Consider the following 24,286-nt stretch of genomic DNA (forward strand, 5'->3'; position numbering starts at 1 on the left):
AAAAATCGTCAACAACTGAACAGCCTAAAATATCACCTCAATCCCCGTCATTATTATTTCGGCGGACTCTGCGATCGATTTTAGAAAGGGAACGTAGAGCCAATCGGCTGTGACCTTGGATCACGATTTGACGGACAGGCGACACTTCATCGTTGTTAAAGATTCGATAGATCTTACAATTCTGTTACTCAGCTTTCGGTGGATCAGTACTTACGACAAGGTTATGGATATAACACAATCCCCACTTTTGCATAACTTGGCGTAACAGGGAAGGGTGGATGTGTCTGTCGTAGTCATCACGGATGTGAGCGAATGGCTAATATGTAATGGAAATGTTGATCCAATGTCAAACTACATAATTTATTTTGTTTGGATTGTGAAAAATGGGAGCCTAATCACTGTTTCGCAGAAATGTGACCAAAGCGTTTGTAGGGGAATTGTAATAGGAATGTGATCAACCTATACTTTGCGCCAGGTCTCCGGGTAACCCGAAGTAGGAGCACCCAGCACATCTTCTTTGTCTTTCAAATTTCTGCCTTGGTGGCTGATTTTTCGCCTGTTAGCAGTGATTTAAAAGCCTTTGAAACATGAATTCAGTCTACGCGTCTTGATTACAATGGATGTCGTTGTTTGAGCGTACGACCTGAAGAGCATATCGCTCATTCATGCTCGAAGTGAGTGAAGTTGCAGGAAGGCGGCAATTGAGTGAACACGATGAGCTTACGTTGGTAAGTGATTCGGGTGAACGAGTGCAGCCAACGCATCTGCGGCATCACTCAAGAAGAGGATGAGTTGTCTGAACACCGCCAAGGCCGGAGGAAGGAAAATAATAAGACCTTCGTCATCAACGCGATTGCCGCGATCACGAAAAGGTTCTATGAGGTGTGTGGGCAAAACCGTGAAAAAACAAAGACCTGTCAATCTGGATCTGCAAACGATCCGGTTTCCCGTAACTGCAATAGCGTCCATCTTACACCGTGTCTCCGGCGTCATTACCTTCGTCGCTGTCGGTATCCTCCTCTGGCTGCTCGGCATGTCACTCTCTTCGCCTGAAGGGTTTGCACACGCAGCTGAAATCATGAATGGCTTCATTGTGAAATTCATCTTCTGGGGAATACTCACCGCACTGGCCTATCACGTCTGCGGTGGCATTCGTCACTTGCTGATGGATTTCGGCTATATCGAAGAGAGTTTAGCTGTCGGTACCCGTTCAGCCCAAGTGGTGATCGGCCTTACCGTCGTGCTGTCAATTCTGGCTGGAGTCTTCGTATGGTAAACAATGTTTCGGCATTAGGACGCAATGGTGTCCACGACTGGCTGCTGCTGCGCGCATCGGCGATCGTTATCACGCTGTATATCCTTTATATTCTGGGCTTCGTTGTGATGGCTCAGGACATTACTTTTGATGTCTGGCAAGGCTTCTTTGCTTCCTCCATTACCAAAGTATTTACCCTGCTGACGCTGCTTTCGATTCTGATCCACGCGTGGATTGGCATGTGGCAGGTGTTAACGGACTACGTCAAGCCTCTGGCTGTGCGACTGGTGCTGCAACTGGCTATCGTCGTGACGTTAGTGGTTTATCTACTTTATGGAACAATTGTTGTTTGGGGAGCGTAGTCAATGAGTCTGCCAGTCAGAGAGTTTGATGCTGTCGTTATCGGTGCAGGTGGCGCCGGTATGCGTGCCGCATTACAGATTTCACAAACGGGCCAAACTTGCGCCCTGATTTCTAAAGTATTCCCAACCCGCTCCCATACGGTGTCAGCGCAGGGCGGTATCACCGTAGCCCTCGGTAACACCCATGAGGATGACTGGGAATGGCATATGTACGATACCGTGAAAGGCTCCGACTACATCGGTGACCAGGACGCGATTGAATATATGTGTAAAACCGGCCCGGAAGCGATTCTTGAGCTGGAACATATGGGTCTGCCTTTCTCCCGTCTTGACGACGGCCGAATTTATCAGCGTCCGTTTGGTGGCCAGTCGAAGAACTTCGGCGGCGAGCAGGCGGCACGTACTGCGGCAGCGGCTGACCGTACAGGTCACGCCCTGTTGCACACCCTTTATCAGCAGAACCTGAAAAACGGCACCACTATCTTCTCCGAATGGTATTCACTGGATTTAGTGAAAAACCAAGACGGCGCGGTAGTCGGTTGTACTGCAATCTGTATCGAAACCGGCGAAGTGGTTTACTTCAAAGCGAAAGCTACCGTGCTGGCGACCGGCGGTGCAGGCCGTATTTACCAATCCACCACTAACGCACATATCAACACCGGTGACGGCGTAGGTATGGCATTGCGTGCAGGCGTTCCGGTGCAGGATATGGAAATGTGGCAGTTCCACCCGACGGGTATTGCGGGCGCGGGCGTGCTGGTGACCGAAGGTTGCCGTGGTGAAGGTGGTTACCTGCTGAACAAAGACGGCGAGCGCTTCATGGAGCGTTACGCACCTAATGCTAAAGACCTGGCGGGTCGTGACGTGGTGGCGCGTTCCATCATGATCGAAATCCGCGAAGGCCGTGGCTGTGACGGTCCTTGGGGCCCACACGCCAAGCTGAAACTTGACCACTTGGGCAAAGACGTTCTGGAATCACGCCTGCCGGGCATCCTTGAGCTGTCTCGTACCTTTGCTCACGTTGACCCAGTCAAAGAGCCAATCCCGGTTATCCCAACCTGTCACTACATGATGGGCGGCATTCCGACCAAGGTGACCGGTCAGGCGCTGCGCGTGAATGAGAAAGGCGAAGACGTGGTGATCCCAGGTCTGTTCGCAGTAGGCGAAATTGCCTGCGTATCCGTTCACGGTGCTAACCGTCTCGGGGGGAACTCACTGCTCGACCTGGTGGTCTTCGGCCGCGCGGCGGGTCTGCATCTGCAAGAATCCATCAACGAGCAGGGCGACAGCCGCGATGCATCGCAAGATGATATCGACCACGCCCTTGAGCGTCTGAACCGTTGGAACAACACCCGTTCCGGTGAAGATCCGGTGGCGATTCGTAAAGACCTGCAATCCTGTATGCAGCACAACTTCTCGGTATTCCGCGAAGGCGATGCGATGGCGAAAGGTCTGCAAGAGCTGAAAGAGATCCGTGAGCGTCTGAAAAATGCCCGTCTGGATGACACTTCAACAGAATTCAACACCCAGCGCGTTGAATGTCTGGAGCTGGATAACCTGATGGAAACCGCATTCTCCACCGCCGTTTCTGCGAACTACCGTACTGAAAGCCGTGGCGCGCACAGCCGCTTCGACTTCCCAGATCGTGATGATGCTAACTGGCTCTGCCACACGCTTTATCAACCGGAAACTGAGAGCATGACTCGCCGTGAGGTGAACATGCAGCCTAAGCTTCGCGCGGCGTTCCCGCCGAAAGCGCGTACTTACTAGGGCGTTGCGGAGACAGATTATGAAACTCGAATTTTCGATTTATCGCTATAACCCAGATGTTGACGACGCGCCGTACATGAAAGATTACGTACTGGAAGCGGAAGAAGGGCGCGACATGATGGTGCTGGACGCGTTAATCCAGCTGAAAGAGCAGGATCCAACCCTCTCTTTCCGTCGCTCCTGCCGTGAGGGCGTGTGTGGCTCAGACGGCATCAACATGAACGGTAAAAACGGTCTGGCTTGTATCACGCCAGTTTCGGCTTTACAGAAAGGCAGTAAGAAGATTGTTATCCGTCCTCTGCCGGGTCTGCCAGTGGTGCGTGACTTGGTTGTGGACATGGGGCAGTTCTATAAGCAGTATGAGAAAATCAAACCTTACCTGTTGAATGATGGGAAGAATCCCCCGGCGCGCGAGCACTTGCAGATGCCGGAAGAGCGCGAAAAGCTGGACGGATTGTACGAATGTATTCTCTGCGCCTGCTGTTCGACTTCTTGCCCGTCGTTCTGGTGGAACCCGGACAAATTCGTTGGTCCGGCCGGTTTGCTGGCGGCTTATCGCTTCCTGATCGACAGCCGTGACACAGAAACGCAATCTCGTCTGGATAATCTGGACGACGCTTTCAGTGTATTCCGGTGCCACAGCATCATGAACTGTGTCAGCGTGTGTCCTAAAGGCCTTAACCCTACCAAGGCTATCGGTCACATCAAATCGATGCTGCTTCAGCGCGGTGCCTGAGTCAGTAAGATGATGTTCAATAGCGGGAACTCAGGTTCCCGCTAACATTAAGTGAGTTATTGGTAACATATTCGCAACAAGGTGCAACAAAGTTGCCCCCGATTGGAGTAGTATAAGAACAGGAGAAAATAATAAGGTCGGATAACGCAGGGTAGCGCCAAAAGCCAACATGTAACACGAGGCAGCAAGTTGATTTTTGGAGGTTCCTTGACAGAGCCGCAGGCTCCAGACCAATGAACTGAATATGTATGGAAAACCGTCTTACCACGGTGTATCACGGTCAATATTATTAACCACGGCGAAAACTAAAGCTTCAATGCTTAAGGGATCACGATGCAGAACGGCGCAATGAAGGCCTGGCTGGATTCCTCCTATCTGGCGGGTGCAAACCAGTCTTACATAGAACAACTCTATGAAGACTACTTAACCGATCCTGGTTCCGTTGACGATAGCTGGCGTTCAATTTTTAAACAGCTTCCGACAGTGGGTGTCAAACCAGAGCAACTCCATTCTCAAACACGCGATTATTTCCGACGTCTGGCAAAAGACGCTTCTCGCTATAACTCCGCTATCAGCGATCCGGAAACGGATGCCAAGCAAGTTAAAGTGTTGCAGCTGATTAACGCCTTCCGCTTCCGCGGCCACCAGAATGCAAATCTTGATCCTCTCGGCTTGTGGAAACTTGACGACGTGCCTGATTTGGATCCGGCTTTCCACAATCTGACTGAAGCTGATTTCCAGGAAACCTTCAATGTAGGTTCTTTTGCCATTGGTAAAGAAACCATGCAGCTCGGCGAGCTGTACAAAGCACTGAAGCAAACCTATTGCGGCTCTATCGGCGCTGAGTACATGCACATCACTAACACTGAAGAGAAACGCTGGATCCAACAGCGTATCGAATCTGTGGTAGGGCGCGCTAACTTCAGCGATTCAGAGAAGAAAACCTTCCTGAAAGAGCTGACCTCTGCTGAAGGTCTGGAACGTTACCTCGGCGCTAAATTCCCGGGAGCAAAACGCTTCTCGCTGGAAGGTGGCGACGCGCTGGTGCCGATGCTGAAAGAGATGATTCGTCACGCCGGTAAAAACGGTACGCGTGAAGTGGTGCTGGGTATGGCACACCGCGGTCGTTTGAACGTGCTGATCAACGTGCTGGGTAAAAAACCTCAGGATCTGTTCGACGAGTTTGCTGGTAAGCATAAAGAACATCTGGGCACCGGTGACGTTAAGTACCACATGGGCTTCTCCTCCGACGTGGAAACCGAAGGCGGCATGGTTCACCTGGCGCTGGCGTTTAACCCGTCGCACCTGGAAATCGTTAGCCCGGTGGTTATTGGTTCTGTTCGAGCCCGTCGTGACCGTCTGGACGAAGCGCGCAGTAACATGGTTCTGCCAATCACCATTCACGGTGACGCTGCTATCACCGGCCAAGGCGTCGTTCAGGAAACCCTGAACATGTCACTGGCTCGCGGTTATGAAGTGGGCGGTACCGTGCGTATCGTTATCAACAACCAAGTTGGTTTCACCACCTCTAACCCGAAAGACGCGCGTTCTACGGATTACTGTACTGACATCGCGAAAATGGTGCAGGCACCTATTTTCCACGTCAACGCAGATGACCCGGAAGCCGTGGCTTTTGTGACGCGTTTGGCACTGGATTTCCGCAACACCTTTAAACGTGATGTGATGATCGACCTCGTTTGTTATCGCCGTCATGGCCACAACGAAGCCGATGAGCCAAGTGCAACTCAGCCGCTGATGTACCAGAAAATCAAAAAACATCCTACGCCGCGCAAACTGTATGCCGATATTCTGGCTGAGCAGAATGTCGCCAGTGCGGAAGATGCGACCGAAATGGTTAATCTCTACCGTGACGCGCTGGACGCGGGCGACTGCGTGGTTGAAGAGTGGCGTCAAAATGACATGCACACTTTCACCTGGTCTCCGTACCTGAACCACGAGTGGGATGAAGAGTACCCGAGCAAGGTTGATCCTAAGCGTCTGCAAGAACTTGCTCGCCGCGTCAGCCATGTGCCAGAAGCGATTGAAATGCAGGCTCGCGTGGCGAAAATCTACGCCGACCGTATTGAAATGGCCGAAGGCAACAAGAAGTTTGACTGGGGCGGCGCCGAGAACCTGGCTTACGCAACATTGGTCGACGAAGGTATTCCTATCCGTATTTCCGGTGAAGATACCGGCCGTGGCACCTTCTTCCACCGCCATGCCGTCGTTCACAACCAGAAAAACGGTTCTGTCTACGTGCCGCTGTCTAACATTCATAACAGCCAGGGCGAGTTCAACGTCTGGGACTCCGTGCTGTCTGAAGAAGCGGTTCTGGCATTCGAATATGGCTACGCCACGGCTGAGCCGCGCACCCTGACTATCTGGGAAGCGCAGTTCGGTGACTTCGCCAACGGTGCTCAGGTGGTTATCGACCAGTTCATCAGTTCCGGTGAGCAGAAGTGGGGCCGCATGTGTGGTCTGGTGATGCTGCTGCCACACGGCTACGAAGGGCAGGGTCCAGAGCACTCATCCGCTCGTCTGGAGCGTTATCTGCAACTCTGCGCTGAGCAGAACATGCAGGTTTGTATCCCGTCGACCCCGGCGCAGGTTTACCACATGATCCGCCGTCAGGCGCTGCGCGGTATGCGCCGTCCGCTGGTGGTGATGTCGCCTAAATCTCTGCTGCGTCATCCTCTGGCCGTTTCGACCATGGATGAGCTGGCAAACGGTAGCTTCCTGCCGGCAATCGGTGAGATTGACGAGCTGGATCCGAAGCAAGTTAAGCGCGTCGTGATGTGTTCCGGTAAGGTCTACTATGACCTGTTGGAGCAACGTCGTAAGAACGAGCAAACTGATGTCGCCATCGTTCGTATCGAGCAGCTGTATCCATTCCCGCACAAAGCAATTCAGGAAGTGCTTGAGAAATTCTCACACGTTCATGATTTCGTTTGGTGTCAGGAAGAGCCGCTGAACCAGGGTGCCTGGTACTGCAGCCAACACAATTTCCGTGAAGTGATTCCTTTCGGGGCTTCTTTACGTTACGCAGGACGTCCGGCGTCTGCCTCTCCGGCAGTTGGCTATATGTCCGTTCACCAGAAGCAGCAGCAAGATCTGGTCAATGACGCGTTAAACGTTAATTAACGAATTTTAGAAGGATTGAGAATGAGTAGCGTAGATATTTTGGTCCCTGACCTCCCTGAATCCGTAGCAGACGCCACGGTTGCCACCTGGCACAAAAAGCCGGGCGACAGTGTAGAACGTGATGAAGTTCTGGTTGAAATCGAAACTGACAAAGTGGTTCTGGAAGTCCCGGCAAGTGAAGCCGGTATTCTGGACAGCATCCTCGAAGACGAAGGTGCAACCGTCGTTTCTAAACAGATTCTGGCGCGCCTGCGTCCGGGCAACAGCACCGGCAAACCAAGCCAGGAGAAAGCGTCTGATAAAGAATCGACGCCTTCACAGCGCCACACTGCGGCACTGGATGACGAAAGCAGCGATGCACTCAGCCCGGCTATCCGCCGCCTGATTGCTGAGCACTCCCTTGACGCCAGCGCTATCAAAGGCAGCGGTGTGGGTGGTCGTCTGACTCGCGAAGATATCGAAGCGCACTTGGCTAAGTCTGGCAAAGACGCTAAGTCTGACGCGGCGCCGGCGAAAGCTGAAACTGCGGCTGCTCCGGCGATCGGCGCGCGTAGCGAAAAACGCGTTCCTATGACTCGTCTGCGCAAACGCGTTGCCGAGCGTCTGCTGGAAGCGAAAAACAGCACCGCCATGTTGACGACGTTCAACGAAATCAACATGAAGCCAATCATGGACATGCGTAAGCAGTACGGCGAAGCGTTCGAGAAACGTCACGGCGTGCGTCTGGGCTTCATGTCCTTCTACCTGAAAGCCGTGGTTGAAGCACTGAAACGCTTCCCAGAAGTTAACGCTTCTATCGATGGCGATGATGTGGTTTACCACAACTACTTCGACGTGAGCATTGCCGTTTCAACTCCACGCGGTCTGGTAACGCCAGTGCTGCGCGACGTTGACACGCTGGGTATGGCTGACATCGAGAAGCAAATCAAAGAGCTGGCCATCAAAGGTCGCGACGGTAAGCTGAAAGTAGAAGAACTGACCGGCGGGAACTTCACAGTGACCAACGGCGGCGTATTCGGCTCGCTGATGTCTACACCAATCATCAACCCACCGCAGAGCGCGATCCTTGGCATGCACGCCATTAAAGATCGCCCAATGGCGGTGAATGGTCAGGTTGTTATTCAGCCAATGATGTATCTGGCGCTGTCCTATGACCACCGTCTAGTTGACGGCCGTGAGTCAGTAGGCTTCCTGGTGACCATCAAAGAAATGCTGGAAGATCCGGCTCGTCTGCTGCTGGACGTCTAGTCCAAGCGGGTCAAGAAAAGAGATCGAAAAGTCTATGGCGCGGTGCGCCGTGCCATAGAGATGCCTTACTACTGAATGGATAGAACATCATGAATTTACACGAGTATCAGGCGAAACAGCTGTTCCTACGCTACGGCCTGCCAGCACCATCAGGCTTCGCCTGTTCCACTCCGCGCGAAGCGGAAGAAGCAGCATCAAAAATCGGTGCTGGCCCGTGGGTAGTTAAATGCCAGGTTCACGCTGGCGGCCGCGGTAAAGCGGGCGGCGTGAAAGTGGTTAAAAGCAAAGAAGAGATCCGCGCTTTTGCTGAAAACTGGCTGGGCAAACGCCTGGTTACTTACCAGACAGACGCACAGGGTCAGCCGGTAAACCAGATTCTGGTTGAAGCAGCGACTGATATCGACAAAGAGCTGTATCTCGGCGCAGTAGTAGACCGTAGCTCCCGTCGCGTGGTGTTCATGGCTTCTACCGAAGGCGGCGTGGAAATCGAGAAAGTGGCAGAAGAAACGCCACACTTGATCCACAAAGTTGCTCTGGATCCACTGGCAGGTCCACAGCCTTACCAAGGCCGTGAACTGGCGTTCAAACTGGGTCTGACCGGTAAGCAAGTTCAGCAGTTCACTAAGATCTTCATGGGTCTGGCGACTATCTTCCTTGAGCGCGACCTGGCGCTGATCGAAATCAACCCACTGGTTGTGACCACTGCTGGTGACCTGATCTGCCTCGACGGCAAGCTGGGCGCAGACGGCAACGCCCTGTTCCGTCAGCCAGAATTGCGCGAAATGCGCGACCACAGCCAAGAAGATGCCCGTGAATCTCAGGCTGCTCAGTGGGAACTGAACTACGTTGCTCTCGACGGCAACATCGGTTGCATGGTTAACGGCGCGGGTCTGGCGATGGGGACTATGGACATCGTTAAACTGCACGGCGGCGAGCCAGCTAACTTCCTCGACGTAGGCGGCGGCGCAACCAAAGAGCGCGTAACTGAAGCGTTCAAAATCATCTTGTCCGATGAGAAAGTTAAAGCGGTATTCGTTAATATCTTCGGCGGCATCGTGCGCTGTGACCTGATTGCCGACGGTATCATCGGCGCAGTCGCAGAAGTGGGCGTCAACGTGCCAGTCGTGGTACGTCTTGAAGGTAACAATGCCGAGCTGGGCGCTAAGAAATTGGCGGACAGCGGTTTGAACATCATTGCAGCGACCAGCCTGACCAATGCGGCTCAACAAGTCGTCGCGGCAGTGGAGGGGAAATAATGTCGATTTTAATCAACAAGAACACCAAAGTTATCTGCCAAGGTTTCACCGGCAGCCAGGGTACTTTCCACTCTGAACAAGCGGTTGCTTACGGCACCAAAATGGTTGGCGGCGTAACGCCAGGCAAAGGCGGCACCGAGCATCTGGGTCTGCCAGTGTTCAACACCGTGCGCGAAGCCGTGGAATCTACAGGCGCTACGGCTTCTGTGATCTACGTTCCGGCTCCGTTCTGCAAAGATTCCATCCTGGAAGCTATTGATGCAGGCATCAAGCTTATCATCTGTATCACTGAAGGCATCCCAACGCTGGATATGCTGATTGTGAAAGCTAAGCTTGAGCAAACTGACGTAGTGATGATCGGGCCAAACTGTCCGGGCGTTATCACACCGGGCGAATGCAAAATCGGCATCATGCCGGGCCACATTCACAAGCCGGGCAAAGTGGGTATCGTTTCCCGCTCTGGTACCCTGACTTATGAAGCCGTTAAGCAGACCACTGACAACGGCTACGGCCAGTCAAGCTGCGTGGGTATCGGCGGTGACCCGATCCCTGGCTCTAACTTCATCGATATCCTGAAACTGTTCCAGGAAGATCCACAGACTGAAGTTATCGTCATGATCGGTGAGATCGGTGGTAACGCAGAAGAAGAAGCAGCTGCTTACATCAAAGATCACGTGACCAAGCCTGTTGTGGGCTACATCGCGGGCGTGACGGCACCTAAAGGCAAACGCATGGGCCACGCAGGCGCCATCATTGCCGGTGGTAAAGGTACTGCTGACGATAAATTTGCTGCATTGGAAGCCGCTGGCGTGAAGACTGTTCGCAGCCTGGCTGACATCGGCGACGCAGTAAAAGCGGTTCTGCCAAACTAAATAACTTCGCGTTATTATTTAAATTAAGGCCACTTTCGAGTGGCCTTTTTTATTGCTGCTATAATATTTAACAATTATCCATTTAGATGATTATTTTTAACAATTAAGGGTTGGGTTAATTCGAAAATAAATAGGTGTAATTGAATTTATAATGTGGCGGAAATGATATTTGTTTCACCATAAATTCACAAATAATTAACCCATTGGCTTTCAATAAAACCGAATGAAACCAATAATTAACAATGTCTAAGATTTTTTGTAGAAAGCCTAAGAACAATATAGAAATAAATAGCCAGATAGGCTTAAATTGTTGCAGATCAATATCAGGGGATCCTGATGTTTCAGCCATTAATTGACCTGTAAATGGAAATACGATTTAGCTCACGCAAAAACCTATTTATTGTGTGGGATTAGTGGCGTAACATTGTCAACCTGTAGCATCAGTACCCAAGAACAGATCTAGGTTGCTAACTTTTCCAATCTTCACATCCCTTAGCGCTGCGGCCTTTTTTGCAGAGTTTTTGCCTACGCATGCGGTGAGATTGGGCGTCAAACGCTACAGTTATCAGTGGCGTATTTGACAGTTTTACTTGTTTGGCAGGTTTTGAAATTGGAAGTCATGAGGCGTTCCGGCAATCGGTTCGTCAGAGAGTCGCAAGTTGGAGTCTTCCTCCGAGGAGCAAGGGGTCAAGATGTTTGATATCGTTGAACTGTCGCGTTTACAGTTTGCTTTAACTGCCATGTACCATTTCTTATTTGTCCCATTAACGCTAGGTATGGCGTTTTTACTGGCAATTATGGAAACGGTATATGTACTTTCCGGCAAACAAATCTATAAAGATATGACCAAATTCTGGGGCAAGTTATTTGCAGTTAACTTTGCTCTGGGTGTGGCCACGGGTTTGACCATGGAATTCCAGTTCGGAACCAACTGGTCATATTTCTCACATTACGTCGGTGATATCTTTGGGGCCCCGCTGGCCATCGAAGGTTTAATGGCGTTCTTCCTTGAATCCACGTTAGTCGGGTTATTCTTCTTCGGCTGGGACCGTTTATCGAAAGTCCAGCACATGACGGTAACCTGGTTTGTCGCGCTCGGCTCAAACTTATCCGCACTCTGGATCCTGGTTGCCAACGGCTGGATGCAAAACCCGATTGCCTCGGACTTCAACTACGAAACCATGCGTATGGAAATGGTCAGCTTCTCCGAGCTGGTCTTAAACCCGGTTGCACAGGTTAAATTCGTTCACACCGTGGCGGCAGGTTATGTCACAGGTGCGATGTTCATTCTGGCTATCAGCTCTTACTACCTGTTGAAAGGTCGTGACGTAGGCTTCGCTAAGCGTTCATTCGCGATCGCAGCAAGCTTCGGTCTGGCTGCCACGCTCTCCGTTATCGTGCTGGGTGATGAATCCGGTTACGAAATGGGTGACGTGCAGAAAACCAAGCTGGCGGCTATCGAAGCAGAGTGGGACACCCAACCTGCACCGGCCAACTTCACGCTGATTGGCTTGCCAAATCAGGACAAGATGGAAAACGAATACTCCATCCAAATTCCTTACCTGCTCGGCCTGATTGCCACGCGCTCCGTCGATACGCCAGTGACGGGTCTGAAAGACCTGATGGCGCAGCATGAAGTGCGCATTCGTAACGGGATGAAGGCGTACACGCTGCTGGAAGAGTTGCGCTCAGGCAATACCGACCCAACCGTGCGTAGCGACTTCGAGAGAACTAAGCAGGATCTCGGCTACGGCATGCTGCTAAAACGCTATACGCCGAACGTGGCGGATGCCACCGAAGCACAAATCCAGCAGGCGACCAAAGATTCCATTCCTCGCGTTCTGCCGCTGTACTTCGCATTCCGTATCATGGTGGCCTGTGGCTTCCTGATGCTGGCCATCATCGGTCTGTCGTTCTTCATGGTACTTCGCGGCAAGATTGGTCAGAAGCGTTGGCTGCACCGCGCGGCGCTGTGGGGCTTACCGCTGCCGTGGATCGCCGTCGAAGCAGGGTGGTTTGTTGCCGAATATGGCCGCCAGCCTTGGGCTATCGGTGAAGTCTTACCGACGGCTATCGCTAACTCTTCCCTGACTCGCGCTGACGTGTTGATGTCGATGGGGCTGATTTGCGGTCTGTACACCTTGTTCCTTATCGCTGAGATGTTCCTGATGTTCAAATTCGCCCGTCTGGGGCCAAGCAGCCTGAAAACTGGCCGCTACCACTTTGAACAACCTTCAGCACCGCTTGAACAAGCTCGGTAATAGGGAGTCTAGCTATGTTTGATTATGAAGTATTACGATTCATCTGGTGGGCATTGATCGGCGTGCTGTTCATTGGCTTCGCCGTGACCGACGGTTTCGACATGGGCGTGGGCATCTTGCTGCGCATCATTGGCAAAACCGACACTGACCGCCGCGTGATGATCAACTCCATTGCTCCGCACTGGGACGGCAACCAAGTCTGGCTGATCACGGCGGGCGGTGCGCTGTTCGCCGCATGGCCAATGGTCTATGCCGCCGCCTTCTCCGGCTTCTATGGCGCGATGATCCTGGTGCTCTGCGCCTTGTTCTTCCGCCCATTAGGTTTCGACTACCGTTCGAAGCTGGAAAACGCGCGCTGGCGTGGCATGTGGGACTGGGGCATCTTCATCGGTAGCTTCGTGCCTGCATTGGTGTTCGGCGTGGCGTTCGGCAACCTGCTGTTGGGCGTGCCATTCCACATCGACAATGACTTGCGCCTGTTCTACACCGGCAGCCTGTTCGAGTTGCTGAATCCGTTTGGCCTGTTGGCGGGTATCGTGAGCCTGACCATGCTCATCACTCAGGGCGCGACCTACCTGCAAATGCGTACCACTGGCGAGCTGCATTTACGCACTCGCACGGCATCGCAGATCTCAGCCTTGGTGATGATGGTGTGCTTCCTGTTAGCGGGCGTGTGGCTGGTGAAAGGGATTGATGGCTATCTGGTGACGTCGACGCTGGATCACGCAGGTCCATCGAACCCACTGCATAAAACCGTCGCACATCAAGCTGGTGCATGGTTGGTGAACTTCAACAATATGCCGAGCCTGTGGGCTATTCCGGCACTGGGCGTTATCTTGCCACTGTTCACCATCCTGTTCTCACGCATTAATAAAGGCGCACTGGCTTTCGTCAGTAACTCACTGACCATCGCTTGCGTTATTTTGACTGCTGGGATCACCATGTTCCCGTTCGTCATGCCGTCGATCACTAACCCTGACGCCAGCCTGACCATGTGGGATGCAACCTCGACATTGCTGACCTTGAAAGTGATGACCGTGGTGGCCTGTATCTTCGTGCCGATCATTCTGATCTACACCAGTTGGGCGTATTACAAGATGTTTGGTCGTCTCGACAAAACTTACATCGAAAACAACAAACACTCTTTGTATTAATCGTTCAACTGAACGGGAGATAACACTATGTGGTATTTTGCGTGGATCCTCGGGACTCTGTTAGCGTGCTCATTCGGCATTATTACCGCACTGGCTTTCGAGCACAGTGAAGAGAATAAAGCCGCTGCGGCGAAAGAGCGCGAATAATGAGCGCGCTCGCGGATAGAGTTTATGCCGTGACTGACAAGGGCCCCTTGCGGGCCCTTTCATTAGTGATGGCGCTCGTATTAGCTGGATGCGTATTTTGGCAACCGGGTGAATTCGCTTCTTCCACCAGTCAGCTGGAAGTCTGGCATGGGATCATTCTGATTTGGGCCGTTTGCACAGGCCTAATTCACGGCTTTGGATTCCGTCCCCATCGCTCTGTATGGAAAGCGTTCTTTTCACCACTCCCGGCGATGATTATTCTGCTGGCGGGGCTGGTTTACTTTTTTAGCTAGTTTGTTTATCTAATATTGATAGATATTTACACTACTTTTCCTATGGGCCATTCAGGCCCATAATTATTTTCGTTCCTGACTTGCAACCCATTCCCATCAAGAAATCTCTTGCGTATAGTAGGCCCGTCAAATTGCATTACGGGATGTAGAGTGAGTAATTCGTTGTTCCGATGGCCGGTCCGTGTTTATTACGAAGACACAGACGCTGGTGGGGTGGTCTATCACGCCCAGTACATCGCCTTTTATGAAAGGGCTCGCACAGAAATGTTGCGCCAACGCAATATTCACCAGCAACAGTTGTTGGATGAACACGTCGCTTTTGCTGTCCGCCGCATGACGGTCGAATACTTGGCTCCTGCTTGTCTTGATGACTTGCTGGATGTCCAAAGTGAGATAACGTCTATTCGGGGGGCCTCACTTACCTTTGCACAACGAATTCTTGATGCACGTGGCAACCTTCTGAGTACTGCAGAAGTGTTGATTGCATGTATCGATCCACACCAAAAGAAGCCAAGAGCGCTTCCTAAGTCTTTTGTCGCGGAGTTTAAGCAGTGACTGACATGAACATTCTTGATTTATTTTTAAAGGCCAGCATCCTGGTTAAGCTGATCATGCTTATTCTGGTGTGCTTCTCTGTCGCGTCTTGGGCAATCATCATTCAGCGCACCAAAGTGTTGAATGCTGCTACGCGTGAGGCAGAAGCGTTTGAAGATAAATTCTGGTCCGGTATCGAGCTTTCACGCCTTTACCAGGAAAGCCAGGGCCGTCGTGAGACTCTCACTGGCGCCGAACAAATTTTCCATTCAGGTTTCAAAGAGTTCGCTCGTTTGCACCGTGCAAACAGCCATGCGCCAGAGTCGGTCATCGACGGCTCCTCTCGCGCCATGCGTATCTCCTTCAACCGTGAAATGGAAACCCTCGAAACCCACATTCCTTTCCTCGGCACCGTTGGTTCTATCAGCCCATACATTGGTCTGTTCGGTACTGTTTGGGGGATCATGCATGCGTTCATCGGTTTGGGTTCTGTTAAACAGGCTACCTTGCAGATGGTTGCGCCGGGTATCGCCGAAGCCTTGATCGCGACAGCAATCGGTCTTTTCGCTGCAATTCCAGCAGTTATGGCCTACAACCGATTGAACCAGCGCGTGAACAAGCTCGAGCAAAACTACGACAACTTTATGGAAGAATTTACGGCTATCCTGCACCGTCAGGCTTTCTCTCGCGAAACAAGCAGTAACTAAAGGGGGATAGCATGGCTCGAGTACGTGGTCGCCATCGTCGCGAATTAAAGTCAGAGATTAACATTGTTCCGCTGCTCGACGTGCTGTTGGTACTGCTGCTGATATTTATGGCTACAGCGCCAATCATCACGCAAAGCGTGGAAGTTGATCTTCCTGATGCGACAGATTCTAAAACGGTATCTACTGATGATAACCCGCCGGTCATTGTTGAAGTTTCCGGTGTTGGTCAATACACCATCGTGGTGGATCATCAGCGTATGGAGCAGTTGCCGGAACAGCAGGTTATTGCGGAAGCAACCAGCCGTATCCAAGTCAATCCGAAGACAGTCTTCCTGATCGGCGGTGCAAAAGATGTTCCTTATGATGAAATCATCAAGGCGCTGAACATGCTCCATCAGGCAGGTGTGAAATCTGTCGGACTTATGACACAGCCTATTTAACGATAGGTAATTTGTAACACTTATTGGAAACCCGGCTTTTCTTGGCCTGATAAAACAGTTGTCTGCAAAGCGATAACTGGTGCAGAAGAAATTCGGGTTTTTGGCAATCCTGTGTTGGGAAATCTATTTTGGTAAAGGCAACTGCAACTGAACAAAACGATAAGCTCAAACGCGCCGTTATTGTTTCGGTCGTTCTGCATATCATCATAATTGCCCTGCTTATCTGGGGATCGCTGGACGAAGATACCAGCATGAGTGGCGGTGGCGGCGGGAGTGACATCTCAGCCGTTATGGTTGATCCAAGCGCGGTGGTTGATCAGTACAATCGCCAGCAGCAGCAACAAGCCGATGCTCAACGCGCTGCACAATCCCGTAAGAAAAAGTCCGAGCAGCAGGCTGAGGAACTTCAGCAGAAGCAGGCAGCAGAGCAGCAGCGACTGAAAGAATTAGAGAAAGAGCGTTTGCAAGCACAGGAAGATGCTAAGCAGGCGCAGGAAGATGCCAAAGAGCAGCAAAAACAGGCTGCTGAACAACAAAAGCAAGCTGCTGCAGAGCAACAGAAAGAAGCTCAGGAGCAGGCGCAGAAGGCCGCTGCAGATGCTGCAGCCAAGGCGAAAGCCGAAGCCGCGAAGCAACAGGCTGATGCCGCTGCCAAAGCGAAAGCCGAAGCTGACAAAGTCGCCAAAGCTCAGGCTGACGCACAGAAGAAAGCCGCCGCTGAAGCGAAGAAACAGGCTGAAGCCGAAGCCGCTGCCACTGCGGCAGCTGCCAAGAAGCAAGCAGAAGCAGACGCCAAAAAACAGGCCGAAGCTGACGCGAAGAAACAAGCTGCTGCTGAGGCAAAAGCCGCCGCAGCCGCAGAAGCGAAAGAAAAAGCAGAGGCTGCTGCTCAGGCCAAGGCCGATGCTGCGGCAAAAGCGAAAGCTGATGCCGCCGCTGAGAAGAAAGCCGAAGCTGCCGCTGCTGCTAAAAAAGCGGCTGCTGACAAGAAAGCTGCTGCCGCCGCCGCGGCGAAAGAGTCTGAGTCTGTTGATGACCTATTTGGTGGTTTGGCTAACTCTAAAAACGCGCCGAAAGGCGGTGGTGGAGCCAGTGCGCCAGCAGGGCAGGGCAAGAATAAGGCGGCCGGTGCTTCTGGTGCAGATATCGCTAACTATGGCAGCCAGATTAAGGCAGCTATCGAAAGCCGGTTCTATGATGCTTCCTCGTATGCAGGCAAAACCTGTACGCTACGCATTAAGATGGAACCAGATGGCACACTGAAAAGTGTGACGCCAGAGGGGGGAGATCCGGCACTCTGTCAGGCAGCTGTTGCAGCAGCTCGACAGGCTAAATTCCCGAAACCACCTTCAGAAGCTGTTTACGAAATATTTAAAAATGCGCCATTGGACTTCAAACCATAGTAATAGTCGAAAGTTATCGTTTTTCGGATTATTACGAAGGTAAATGTGGTCGACTTATAGTTTTGTGTGCGTTGGTTTGTTAAAATTCTGCTAATTTATCGCGGGCAGATCGGTCCAGATAAGGGAGATACAATGAAGCAGGCATTTCGAGTAGCGTTTGGCCTTTTGATACTGTGGGCGTCTGTGTTACACGCAGAAGTTCGCATTGAAATTACCCAAGGGGTCGACACCGCGCGCCCAATTGGCGTGGTGCCTTTTAAATGGGCTGGTCCTGGTAATCCACCGGAAGATATCGGTGCTATTGTTGCTGCTGACTTACGTAACAGCGGTAAATTTAATCCAATTGATGCATCACGCATGCCTCAACAACCGACAAGCGCATCAGAAGTCACCCCTGCTGCCTGGACGGCGCTGGGTATTGATGCCGTAGTGGTTGGTCAGGTTCAGCCAAGTGCTGACGGCAAGTATTTGGTTTCTTATCAGCTGGTTGATACCTCTGGTTCACCAGGTACTGTTCTGGCACAAAACCAATACCAAATCACTAAGCAGTGGCTGCGTTATTCCGCACACACCGCCAGTGACGAAGTGTTTGAAAAATTAACCGGCATTAAGGGTGCTTTCCGTACTCGTATTGCTTACATCGTGCAGACCAACGGCGGTAAATTCCCGTATGAATTACGCGTTGCTGACTACGATGGCTACAACCAGTTCGTGGTTCACCGTTCACCAGAGCCTTTGATGTCTCCGGCTTGGTCTCCAGACGGTAGCAAACTGGCCTACGTAACATTCGAAAGTGGGCGTTCTGCTCTGGTTGTACAGACTCTGGCTAATGGCGCAATCAAACAGATCGCCTCATTCCCGCGTCACAACGGTGCTCCAGCGTTCTCTCCAGACGGCAGCAAACTGGCCTTCGCCTTGTCTAAAGGCGGCAGTCTGAACGTTTATGTAATGAATCTTGGCTCGGGTCAAATTACCCAAGTTACTGATGGACGTAGCAACAACACCGAACCAACCTGGTTCCCAGATAGCCAGACTCTGGCTTTCACCTCGGATCAGGGCGGTCGTCCACAGCTTTATAAAGTCGGTATTAATGGCGGTGCGCCTCAGCGTCTGACCTGGGAAGGTTCTCAGAATCAGGACTCTGATATCAGCTCGGATGGTAAGTTCCTGGTTATGGTGAGCAGCAACAATGGCTCGCAGCACATCGCTAAACAAGATCTAGTAACGGGAGCCGTTCAAACATTGACGGACACGTTCCTGGATGAAACGCCTAGTATCGCCCCAAATGGCACCATGGTGATTTACAGCGCCTCTCAAGGTCTGGGTTCCGTGTTGCAGTTGGTCTCGACTGATGGGCGTTTCAAAGCGCGTCTTCCGGCAACTGATGGACAGGTAAAATTCCCTGCCTGGTCGCCGTACCTGTGATGCATATAAAACTATGTATGGCAAAAATTATAAAAGGATCAACGAGATGCAACTGAACAAAGTGCTTAAAGGGCTGCTGCTGGCTGTGCCTGTACTGGCAATCGCCGCGTGTAGTTCTCACAAAAGCGCAGACAATGGCCAATCTGGTATGGGCGCTGGCGCTGGCACTGGTGCAGAGAGCGGCAACATGTCTTCTGAAGAGCAAGCGCGTCTGCAGATGCAAGAGCTGCAAAAGAACAATATCGTTTACTTCGGTCTGGACAAGTACGATATCGCTTCTGACTTCGCTCAAATGCTGGATGCGCATGCTGCATTCCTGCGCAGCAACCCTTCATACAAAGTGACTGTTGAAGGTCATGCGGATGAACGTGGTACTCCGGAATACAACATCGCTCTGGGTGAGCGTCGTGCTACTGCAGTTAAAATGTACCTGCAAGGCAAAGGCGTTTCTGCTGACCAGATCTCTATCGTTTCTTACGGTAAAGAGAAGCCAGCTGTACTGGGCCACGACGAAGCGGCTTACGCTAAAAACCGTCGTGCCGTACTGGTATACTAAGAGAGTCGCATGAGCAGTAACTTCAGACATCACTTGTTGGGTCTGTCGTTACTGGTTGGCGTAGCGGTCCCATGGGCCGCTACTGCCCAAGCGCCAATCAGTAATGTCGGCTCAGGCTCGATAGACGATCGAGTCACCTCTCTGGAGCGTATTTCTAACGCTCACAGCCAACTATTAACTCAACTTCAGCAACAACTCTCTGACTCCCAACGCGATATTGATTCTCTCCGTGGTCAAATTCAGGAAAACCAATATCAGTTAAGCCAGATTGTTGATCGCCAAAAGCAAATTTATCAGCAGATGGACAGTCTTAGCAGCCAGGGTTCTGGTAATGCGAATGCTGCCGCTTCAGGCGCTGCTGCTGGAGCTGCTGCCGGCGCAGCCACTGATTCATCCACTCCTGCTCCTACGCAGGCTCCTGCGAGCACGGGTGATGAAAACACTGACTACAATGCTGCCGTTGCACTTGCCCTGGAAAAGAAACAGTACGATCAGGCTATTTCAGCTTTCCAGGCGTTCATCAAGCAATACCCGAAATCGACTTACCTGCCTAACGCCAACTATTGGTTAGGCCAGTTGTATTACAACAAGGGTAAGAAAGATGACGCGGCTTATTTCTACGCCGTGGTGGTTAAAAGCTATCCAAAATCTCCAAAAAGTTCGGACGCGATGTATAAGGTTGGGGTGATCATGCAAGAGAAAGGGCAGGCTGATAAAGCCAAGGCTGTCTTCTCGCAGGTCGTAAAACAGTACCCAAATACCGATGCGGCCAAACAAGCTCAAAAACGCTTGTCTTCACAGTAATTCGTTATTCAGGCCCAGAAAATATCCATTTCGATGGTTTTCTGGGCTTGAATGCGTGAAGAACAAGCAGTCAGAGTTTTTTCTTCAATTAAACGTTGCACTGAAAAGTTATATAAGTAATATATGCCGCCGTTGCCTAGGCAACTGTAACGCGTTAAAGCAGCGAGAGATTTAGTGTTTGAGCGGGCCGTTAGCTCAGTTGGTAGAGCAGTTGACTTTTAATCAATTGGTCGCTGGTTCGAATCCAGCACGGCCCACCACTTTCGAAGTGGAACTCAGAGTAAAGCAGTGCAGGATGAGAACCTTTGGTTCGAGCCGAGCGAAGCGAGACGACAACGCAATAGCGTTGCCCGTAGGGTGAGCTCGCAGAGCGAATCAATCCAGCACGGCCCACCACTTTTAAAGTGGAATTCGTAGTGAAGCAGTGCAGGATGAGAACCACTGGTTCGAGCCGAGCCGAGCGAAGCGAGACGACAACGCGAACGCGTTGCCCGTAGGGTGAGCTCGCAGAGCGAATCAATCCAGCACGGCCCACCACTTTTAGATAAGTGGCAGCATAGGGAGTGATTCGTTTTCAACGAATTGCGCAGCAGTAAGAAGTATCGCGACATACCGCGGGCCGTTAGCTCAGTTGGTAGAGCAGTTGACTTTTAATCAATTGGTCGCTGGTTCGAATCCAGCACGGCCCACCACTTTCTAAGTGGGACTCAGAGTAAAGCAGTGCAGGATGAGAACCACTGGTTCGAGCCGAGCGAAGCGAGACGACAACGCGAACGCGTTGCCCTCAGGGTGAGGTCGAAGACCGAATCAATCCAGCACGGCCCACCACTTCTCTTACAAGAACCTGTTAAGAGAAGCAGACTAAAACGCCTCAAGGCGTTTTTTTCGTTTCTAGCCCTCCTAAACCTCCAATCTCGTCACCTTTTTTAAGTCCCTTAAACACTTTTATCTTAAAGCACAAAATACAAGCGACTTTTCTCCACATCTGCGCTATTTTGTTTAGCATACAAAACAAATGGGTGTTTTATCCCATTATTGGTGCCTTTGTCAGACTGAGCCCCTGACGACAAGAGATGATGAGCGATGAGCGAGACTTTAGATCTGAACGCCGCGGTGTATCCATTTCCTCCCAAGCCTGTGCCTTTAAGCCAGGATGAAAAAGCCTTCTATAAAGCCAAGATTAAAACTCTGCTGAAGCAGCGCAATGCGGTGATGGTTGCGCACTACTACACTGATCCTGAGATTCAGCAGCTAGCTGAGGAGACGGGCGGCTGTGTGGCAGACTCGCTGGAGATGGCGCGCTTCGGCAGCCAACATCCGGCTTCAACCTTGTTGGTTGCAGGCGTGCGCTTTATGGGCGAGACGGCGAAGATCCTCAGCCCGGAGAAAACCGTGCTGATGCCAACTCTGAATGCCGAGTGTTCTTTAGATCTTGGCTGCCCTGAGCAGGCGTTTTCTGATTTTTGCGACAGTCACCCGGATCGCACCGTGGTGGTTTACGCCAATACCTCGGCGGCAGTAAAAGCCCGTGCAGACTGGGTGGTGACCTCCAGTATCGCGGTGGAGTTAATCGAGCATCTCGACAGTCTGGGTGAGAAAATCATCTGGGCTCCTGACCGCCACCTCGGTAACTATGTGCGCAAGCAGACGGGCGCCGACGTGCTGTGCTGGCAGGGCGCCTGCATCGTGCATGACGAGTTTAAGACGCAGGCATTGTCGCGCATGAAGGCGCTGTATCCTGACGCGGCCGTGTTGGTGCATCCTGAATCTCCACAGGCGATTGTGGATATGGCCGATGCCGTGGGTTCTACCAGCCAGCTGATTCAGGCGGCCAAGAGCTTGCCTAATAACAAACTCATTGTGGCCACCGATCGCGGTATTTTTTACAAAATGCAGCAGGCGGTGCCGGATAAAGAGTTGTTCGAAGCGCCAACTGCCGGTGAAGGTGCCAGTTGCAGAACCTGCGCCCACTGCCCGTGGATGGCGATGAACGGCCTGAAAGCCATTGCCGAAGGATTAGAACTGGGCGGTGCCCAGCACGCGATTGAAGTGGATGAAGCCCTTCGCGTGAAGTCATTGATTCCACTGAACCGCATGCTGGACTTCGCCGCGCAGCTTAAGCTGCGAGTGCAGGGTAACGCTTAAACATTTTCATTAACGAAGGCTACAGAAGGGAATCGCGATGGATTTTTTCAGCACCAGCAATATTCTGGTTCATATCCCGCTCGGTAAAGGCGGCTATGACCTGTCGTGGATTGAAGCTATCGGCACGCTGTTTGGTCTGCTGTGCATCTGGTTTGCCAGCAAAGAGAAAATCATTAACTACCCGTTTGGGCTGATTAACGTCACGCTGTTCGCGGTGATCTTCTTCCAGATCCAGCTTTATGCCAGCCTGCTGCTACAGATATTCTTCTTCGCCGCCAACATTTATGGTTGGTACGCGTGGAGTCGTCAGACTGAAGATAAGCAAGCCGAGCTGCAAATCCGCTGGCTGCCCCGTGGTAAAGCGTTGGTATGGGGCGCGGTCTGCGTGGTGGGCATTCTGTTTATGACTTTCAATATCGACCGCGTTTTTGCGGCACTCAGTCTGCTAGCCGTTAATCTGATGCAAGGGCTGGGGCTGAATGTGCATATGCCTGAACTGCAACCCGACGCCTTCCCGTTCTGGGACTCATCAATGATGGTGCTGTCGATCATCGCCATGCTGCTGATGACCCGAAAATATGTGGAAAACTGGCTGGTGTGGGTGGTTATCGACGTGATTAGCGTGGCGATTTTTGCTTATCAGGGCGTGTATGCCATGGCGCTGGAATATGTGCTGTTGACGCTGATTGCCCTGAATGGCTCGTGGCTTTGGATTAAGAGCGCCGCTCAGAATGGCTCTAAGCCGCTACAGCGCGTTTAAACAGTAAGTTAATACGATTTACTCAAGAGCCTCCCTGTGGGAGGCTCTTGGCGTTTGAGGCGGGATTAATGATGGTGATGCGCGTGGCTGTGACCAAGATGGCTGTGGCCTTCTTCCGCCACACTGTCGCTGATCACACAGTCTGGCGTGCTGCAGGTACCATATTCCATCTGAATCGTGGCGTGGCCGATGCGGTATTTATCCAGCAAGTAAGCCTGAATCCGGCCTAACAGCGCGTCGTGGTCGTGAGGTGGCACAACCTGCACGTGCAGCGTCATCAGGCGTTTCTCGCCAATTTGCCAGACGTGAACGTGATGAACGCTGCGCACTTCGGGAATAGTGACCGACAAGTCTTTGCGCAGTTTCTCAATATCAATTTCCTGCGGCGTGCCTTCCAGCAGTTCGTGGAAACTCTCCTTCATCAAGCGCCACGCATTGCTTAGCACCAGACAGGAAACCAGAACCGACAGAATCGGGTCAATAGGCGTCCAGCCGGTTTTCATGATGATAATGGCTGCCGCCACGGCACCAATCGAGCCGAGCAGATCACCCAGCACGTGGAGCGCCGCGGCGCGCACGTTAATATTGGCTTTCTCCTCGCCCTGGTGCAGTAACCAGAATGAGAACAGATTGGCAATCAGGCCGGCAATACCAATCGCCAGCATGGTGCCGCCCATCACGGGCTGTGGGTTGGCGAAGCGGACGATGGCCTCCCACACTATCAGGATGACGATAACCAGCAGGGCGGCGGCGTTGACGAAGGCCGCCATGGTGGTCAGGCGCAGGTAGCCAAAGGTGTGGCTGGCGCTCGGTTTGCGTTTCGCGAAATGCACGGCCAAGAGTGCAATGAGCAGGGCCGCGGCGTCGGTGAGCATATGCCCAGCATCGGCGATCAGGGCCAGCGAGCCGGAGATCAGGCCGCCAATGACTTCGACAACCATGAAAACGACGGTAACCAAAAAGGCTAACAATAACCGACGGCTATTTTTATCCTGAGGTAAAAATGACATAGCTTTC

22 protein-coding genes, 2 tRNA genes and 3 other RNA genes are annotated in these 24,286 nt (G+C 51.9%); 26 read left to right on the plus strand and 1 reads right to left on the minus strand.

The window, feature by feature from the left end; genetic code table 11:
• The first annotated feature begins 886 nt into the window (after window positions 1–886).
• The 26 genes from sdhC to pnuC all read left to right on the plus strand — a co-directional run bounded on the left by sdhC (window position 887) and on the right by pnuC (window position 23,269).
• Window positions 887–1,276, plus strand: coding sequence for a succinate dehydrogenase cytochrome b556 subunit (sdhC, locus tag ACT3RR_RS01440; RefSeq protein ID WP_034788669.1), 390 nt, complete (start codon window positions 887–889; stop codon window positions 1,274–1,276).
• Window positions 1,270–1,617 (plus strand): succinate dehydrogenase membrane anchor subunit, encoded by a 348-nt coding sequence (gene sdhD, locus ACT3RR_RS01445; protein ID WP_034788463.1) that lies wholly within the window; start codon window positions 1,270–1,272, stop codon window positions 1,615–1,617. Before sdhC ends, sdhD begins: the two co-directional genes overlap by 7 nt.
• A gap of 3 nt (window positions 1,618–1,620) precedes the next feature.
• Complete coding sequence (gene sdhA, locus ACT3RR_RS01450) at window positions 1,621–3,387, plus strand: succinate dehydrogenase flavoprotein subunit (RefSeq protein ID WP_034788466.1); 1,767 nt, start codon at window positions 1,621–1,623, stop codon at window positions 3,385–3,387.
• A gap of 19 nt (window positions 3,388–3,406) precedes the next feature.
• On the plus strand, window positions 3,407–4,123 hold the full coding sequence (locus ACT3RR_RS01455; protein WP_034788470.1) for a succinate dehydrogenase iron-sulfur subunit: 717 nt from the start codon (window positions 3,407–3,409) through the stop codon (window positions 4,121–4,123).
• 333 nt (window positions 4,124–4,456) lie between these two features.
• Complete coding sequence (sucA, locus tag ACT3RR_RS01460; RefSeq protein WP_353501367.1) at window positions 4,457–7,264, plus strand: 2-oxoglutarate dehydrogenase E1 component; 2,808 nt, start codon at window positions 4,457–4,459, stop codon at window positions 7,262–7,264.
• Between the two features lie 21 nt (window positions 7,265–7,285).
• The gene (gene odhB / locus ACT3RR_RS01465) at window positions 7,286–8,512 is read left to right on the plus strand and encodes a 2-oxoglutarate dehydrogenase complex dihydrolipoyllysine-residue succinyltransferase (protein WP_034788475.1); all 1,227 of its coding nucleotides are present in this window, start codon (window positions 7,286–7,288) and stop codon (window positions 8,510–8,512) included.
• Between the two features lie 89 nt (window positions 8,513–8,601).
• On the plus strand, window positions 8,602–9,768 hold the full coding sequence (sucC, locus tag ACT3RR_RS01470; RefSeq protein ID WP_034788478.1) for an ADP-forming succinate--CoA ligase subunit beta: 1,167 nt from the start codon (window positions 8,602–8,604) through the stop codon (window positions 9,766–9,768).
• Window positions 9,768–10,640 (plus strand): succinate--CoA ligase subunit alpha, encoded by an 873-nt coding sequence (gene sucD / locus ACT3RR_RS01475; RefSeq protein WP_034788481.1) that lies wholly within the window; start codon window positions 9,768–9,770, stop codon window positions 10,638–10,640. The genes sucC and sucD overlap by 1 nt, the downstream gene beginning before the upstream one ends.
• A 692-nt stretch (window positions 10,641–11,332) precedes the next feature.
• On the plus strand, window positions 11,333–12,901 hold the full coding sequence (cydA, locus tag ACT3RR_RS01480; protein ID WP_100937741.1) for a cytochrome ubiquinol oxidase subunit I: 1,569 nt from the start codon (window positions 11,333–11,335) through the stop codon (window positions 12,899–12,901).
• 14 nt (window positions 12,902–12,915) lie between these two features.
• Entirely contained in the window at window positions 12,916–14,055 is a 1,140-nt protein-coding gene (gene cydB / locus ACT3RR_RS01485) for a cytochrome d ubiquinol oxidase subunit II (RefSeq protein WP_353501368.1), read from the plus strand.
• Window positions 14,056–14,082: 27 nt separating this feature from the next.
• Window positions 14,083–14,202, plus strand: coding sequence for a cytochrome bd-I oxidase subunit CydX (gene cydX / locus ACT3RR_RS01490; RefSeq protein ID WP_072009860.1), 120 nt, complete (start codon window positions 14,083–14,085; stop codon window positions 14,200–14,202).
• On the plus strand, window positions 14,202–14,495 hold the full coding sequence (ybgE, locus tag ACT3RR_RS01495; RefSeq protein ID WP_353501369.1) for a cyd operon protein YbgE: 294 nt from the start codon (window positions 14,202–14,204) through the stop codon (window positions 14,493–14,495). Before cydX ends, ybgE begins: the two co-directional genes overlap by 1 nt.
• A 150-nt stretch (window positions 14,496–14,645) precedes the next feature.
• A complete protein-coding gene (gene ybgC, locus ACT3RR_RS01500; protein WP_034788497.1) occupies window positions 14,646–15,050 on the plus strand; it encodes a tol-pal system-associated acyl-CoA thioesterase in 405 nt (134 codons plus the stop codon).
• Entirely contained in the window at window positions 15,047–15,736 is a 690-nt protein-coding gene (gene tolQ / locus ACT3RR_RS01505; RefSeq protein WP_034788502.1) for a Tol-Pal system protein TolQ, read from the plus strand. Before ybgC ends, tolQ begins: the two co-directional genes overlap by 4 nt.
• An 11-nt stretch (window positions 15,737–15,747) precedes the next feature.
• Window positions 15,748–16,176, plus strand: a complete 429-nt coding sequence (gene tolR, locus ACT3RR_RS01510; RefSeq protein ID WP_496199597.1) for a colicin uptake protein TolR — start codon at window positions 15,748–15,750, stop codon at window positions 16,174–16,176.
• A gap of 128 nt (window positions 16,177–16,304) precedes the next feature.
• Window positions 16,305–17,579, plus strand: coding sequence for a cell envelope integrity protein TolA (gene tolA / locus ACT3RR_RS01515; protein ID WP_496199598.1), 1,275 nt, complete (start codon window positions 16,305–16,307; stop codon window positions 17,577–17,579).
• A gap of 132 nt (window positions 17,580–17,711) precedes the next feature.
• Window positions 17,712–19,004, plus strand: coding sequence for a Tol-Pal system beta propeller repeat protein TolB (tolB, locus tag ACT3RR_RS01520; protein WP_353501371.1), 1,293 nt, complete (start codon window positions 17,712–17,714; stop codon window positions 19,002–19,004).
• A gap of 46 nt (window positions 19,005–19,050) precedes the next feature.
• The gene (pal, locus tag ACT3RR_RS01525) at window positions 19,051–19,560 is read left to right on the plus strand and encodes a peptidoglycan-associated lipoprotein Pal (RefSeq protein WP_140470458.1); all 510 of its coding nucleotides are present in this window, start codon (window positions 19,051–19,053) and stop codon (window positions 19,558–19,560) included.
• Window positions 19,561–19,569: 9 nt separating this feature from the next.
• A complete protein-coding gene (gene cpoB / locus ACT3RR_RS01530) occupies window positions 19,570–20,364 on the plus strand; it encodes a cell division protein CpoB (protein ID WP_396130229.1) in 795 nt (264 codons plus the stop codon).
• Between the two features lie 184 nt (window positions 20,365–20,548).
• Window positions 20,549–20,624, plus strand: a tRNA-Lys gene (locus tag ACT3RR_RS01535).
• 14 nt (window positions 20,625–20,638) lie between these two features.
• A non-coding RNA gene (locus ACT3RR_RS01540) (RtT sRNA) lies at window positions 20,639–20,760 on the plus strand.
• Window positions 20,761–20,774: 14 nt separating this feature from the next.
• Window positions 20,775–20,901, plus strand: a non-coding RNA gene (locus ACT3RR_RS01545) — RtT sRNA.
• Between the two features lie 79 nt (window positions 20,902–20,980).
• A tRNA-Lys gene (locus ACT3RR_RS01550) sits at window positions 20,981–21,056 on the plus strand.
• Between the two features lie 14 nt (window positions 21,057–21,070).
• Window positions 21,071–21,192: non-coding RNA, RtT sRNA (locus ACT3RR_RS01555), on the plus strand.
• A gap of 255 nt (window positions 21,193–21,447) precedes the next feature.
• A complete protein-coding gene (nadA, locus tag ACT3RR_RS01560; RefSeq protein ID WP_353501373.1) occupies window positions 21,448–22,509 on the plus strand; it encodes a quinolinate synthase NadA in 1,062 nt (353 codons plus the stop codon).
• Window positions 22,510–22,546: 37 nt separating this feature from the next.
• The gene (gene pnuC, locus ACT3RR_RS01565) at window positions 22,547–23,269 is read left to right on the plus strand and encodes a nicotinamide riboside transporter PnuC (protein ID WP_485902883.1); all 723 of its coding nucleotides are present in this window, start codon (window positions 22,547–22,549) and stop codon (window positions 23,267–23,269) included.
• A 65-nt stretch (window positions 23,270–23,334) separates the two neighbouring features.
• Here pnuC and zitB read toward each other — a convergent pair whose 3' ends face one another.
• Window positions 23,335–24,279: a CDF family zinc transporter ZitB gene (gene zitB / locus ACT3RR_RS01570; protein WP_353501375.1), complete on the minus strand. Its 945-nt coding sequence runs from the start codon at window positions 24,277–24,279 to the stop codon at window positions 23,335–23,337.
• Window positions 24,280–24,286 lie beyond the last annotated feature (7 nt).

The organism is Ewingella sp. AOP8-B2-18 (assembly GCF_052376015.1).
GTDB classification, from domain to species: Bacteria; Pseudomonadota; Gammaproteobacteria; order Enterobacterales; family Enterobacteriaceae; genus Ewingella; species Ewingella allii.

What these genes read in the sequence shown, in the direction of transcription:
- pnuC (WP_485902883.1), top strand. Translation starts at nt 22,547, where the DNA reads ATGGATTTTTTCAGCACCAGCAATATTCTGGTTCATATCCCGCTCGGT.
- tolB (WP_353501371.1), top strand. Translation starts at nt 17,712, where the DNA reads ATGAAGCAGGCATTTCGAGTAGCGTTTGGCCTTTTGATACTGTGGGCG.
- odhB (WP_034788475.1), top strand. Translation starts at nt 7,286, where the DNA reads ATGAGTAGCGTAGATATTTTGGTCCCTGACCTCCCTGAATCCGTAGCA.
- cydA (WP_100937741.1), top strand. Translation starts at nt 11,333, where the DNA reads ATGTTTGATATCGTTGAACTGTCGCGTTTACAGTTTGCTTTAACTGCC.
- tolR (WP_496199597.1), top strand. Translation starts at nt 15,748, where the DNA reads ATGGCTCGAGTACGTGGTCGCCATCGTCGCGAATTAAAGTCAGAGATT.
- sucD (WP_034788481.1), top strand. Translation starts at nt 9,768, where the DNA reads ATGTCGATTTTAATCAACAAGAACACCAAAGTTATCTGCCAAGGTTTC.
- sdhA (WP_034788466.1), top strand. Translation starts at nt 1,621, where the DNA reads ATGAGTCTGCCAGTCAGAGAGTTTGATGCTGTCGTTATCGGTGCAGGT.
- sucC (WP_034788478.1), top strand. Translation starts at nt 8,602, where the DNA reads ATGAATTTACACGAGTATCAGGCGAAACAGCTGTTCCTACGCTACGGC.
- cpoB (WP_396130229.1), top strand. Translation starts at nt 19,570, where the DNA reads ATGAGCAGTAACTTCAGACATCACTTGTTGGGTCTGTCGTTACTGGTT.
- pal (WP_140470458.1), top strand. Translation starts at nt 19,051, where the DNA reads ATGCAACTGAACAAAGTGCTTAAAGGGCTGCTGCTGGCTGTGCCTGTA.
- ACT3RR_RS01455 (WP_034788470.1), top strand. Translation starts at nt 3,407, where the DNA reads ATGAAACTCGAATTTTCGATTTATCGCTATAACCCAGATGTTGACGAC.
- nadA (WP_353501373.1), top strand. Translation starts at nt 21,448, where the DNA reads ATGAGCGAGACTTTAGATCTGAACGCCGCGGTGTATCCATTTCCTCCC.
- sdhD (WP_034788463.1), top strand. Translation starts at nt 1,270, where the DNA reads ATGGTAAACAATGTTTCGGCATTAGGACGCAATGGTGTCCACGACTGG.
- ybgE (WP_353501369.1), top strand. Translation starts at nt 14,202, where the DNA reads ATGAGCGCGCTCGCGGATAGAGTTTATGCCGTGACTGACAAGGGCCCC.
- cydX (WP_072009860.1), top strand. Translation starts at nt 14,083, where the DNA reads ATGTGGTATTTTGCGTGGATCCTCGGGACTCTGTTAGCGTGCTCATTC.
- cydB (WP_353501368.1), top strand. Translation starts at nt 12,916, where the DNA reads ATGTTTGATTATGAAGTATTACGATTCATCTGGTGGGCATTGATCGGC.
- sucA (WP_353501367.1), top strand. Translation starts at nt 4,457, where the DNA reads ATGCAGAACGGCGCAATGAAGGCCTGGCTGGATTCCTCCTATCTGGCG.
- zitB (WP_353501375.1), bottom strand. Translation starts at nt 24,279, where the DNA reads ATGTCATTTTTACCTCAGGATAAAAATAGCCGTCGGTTATTGTTAGCC.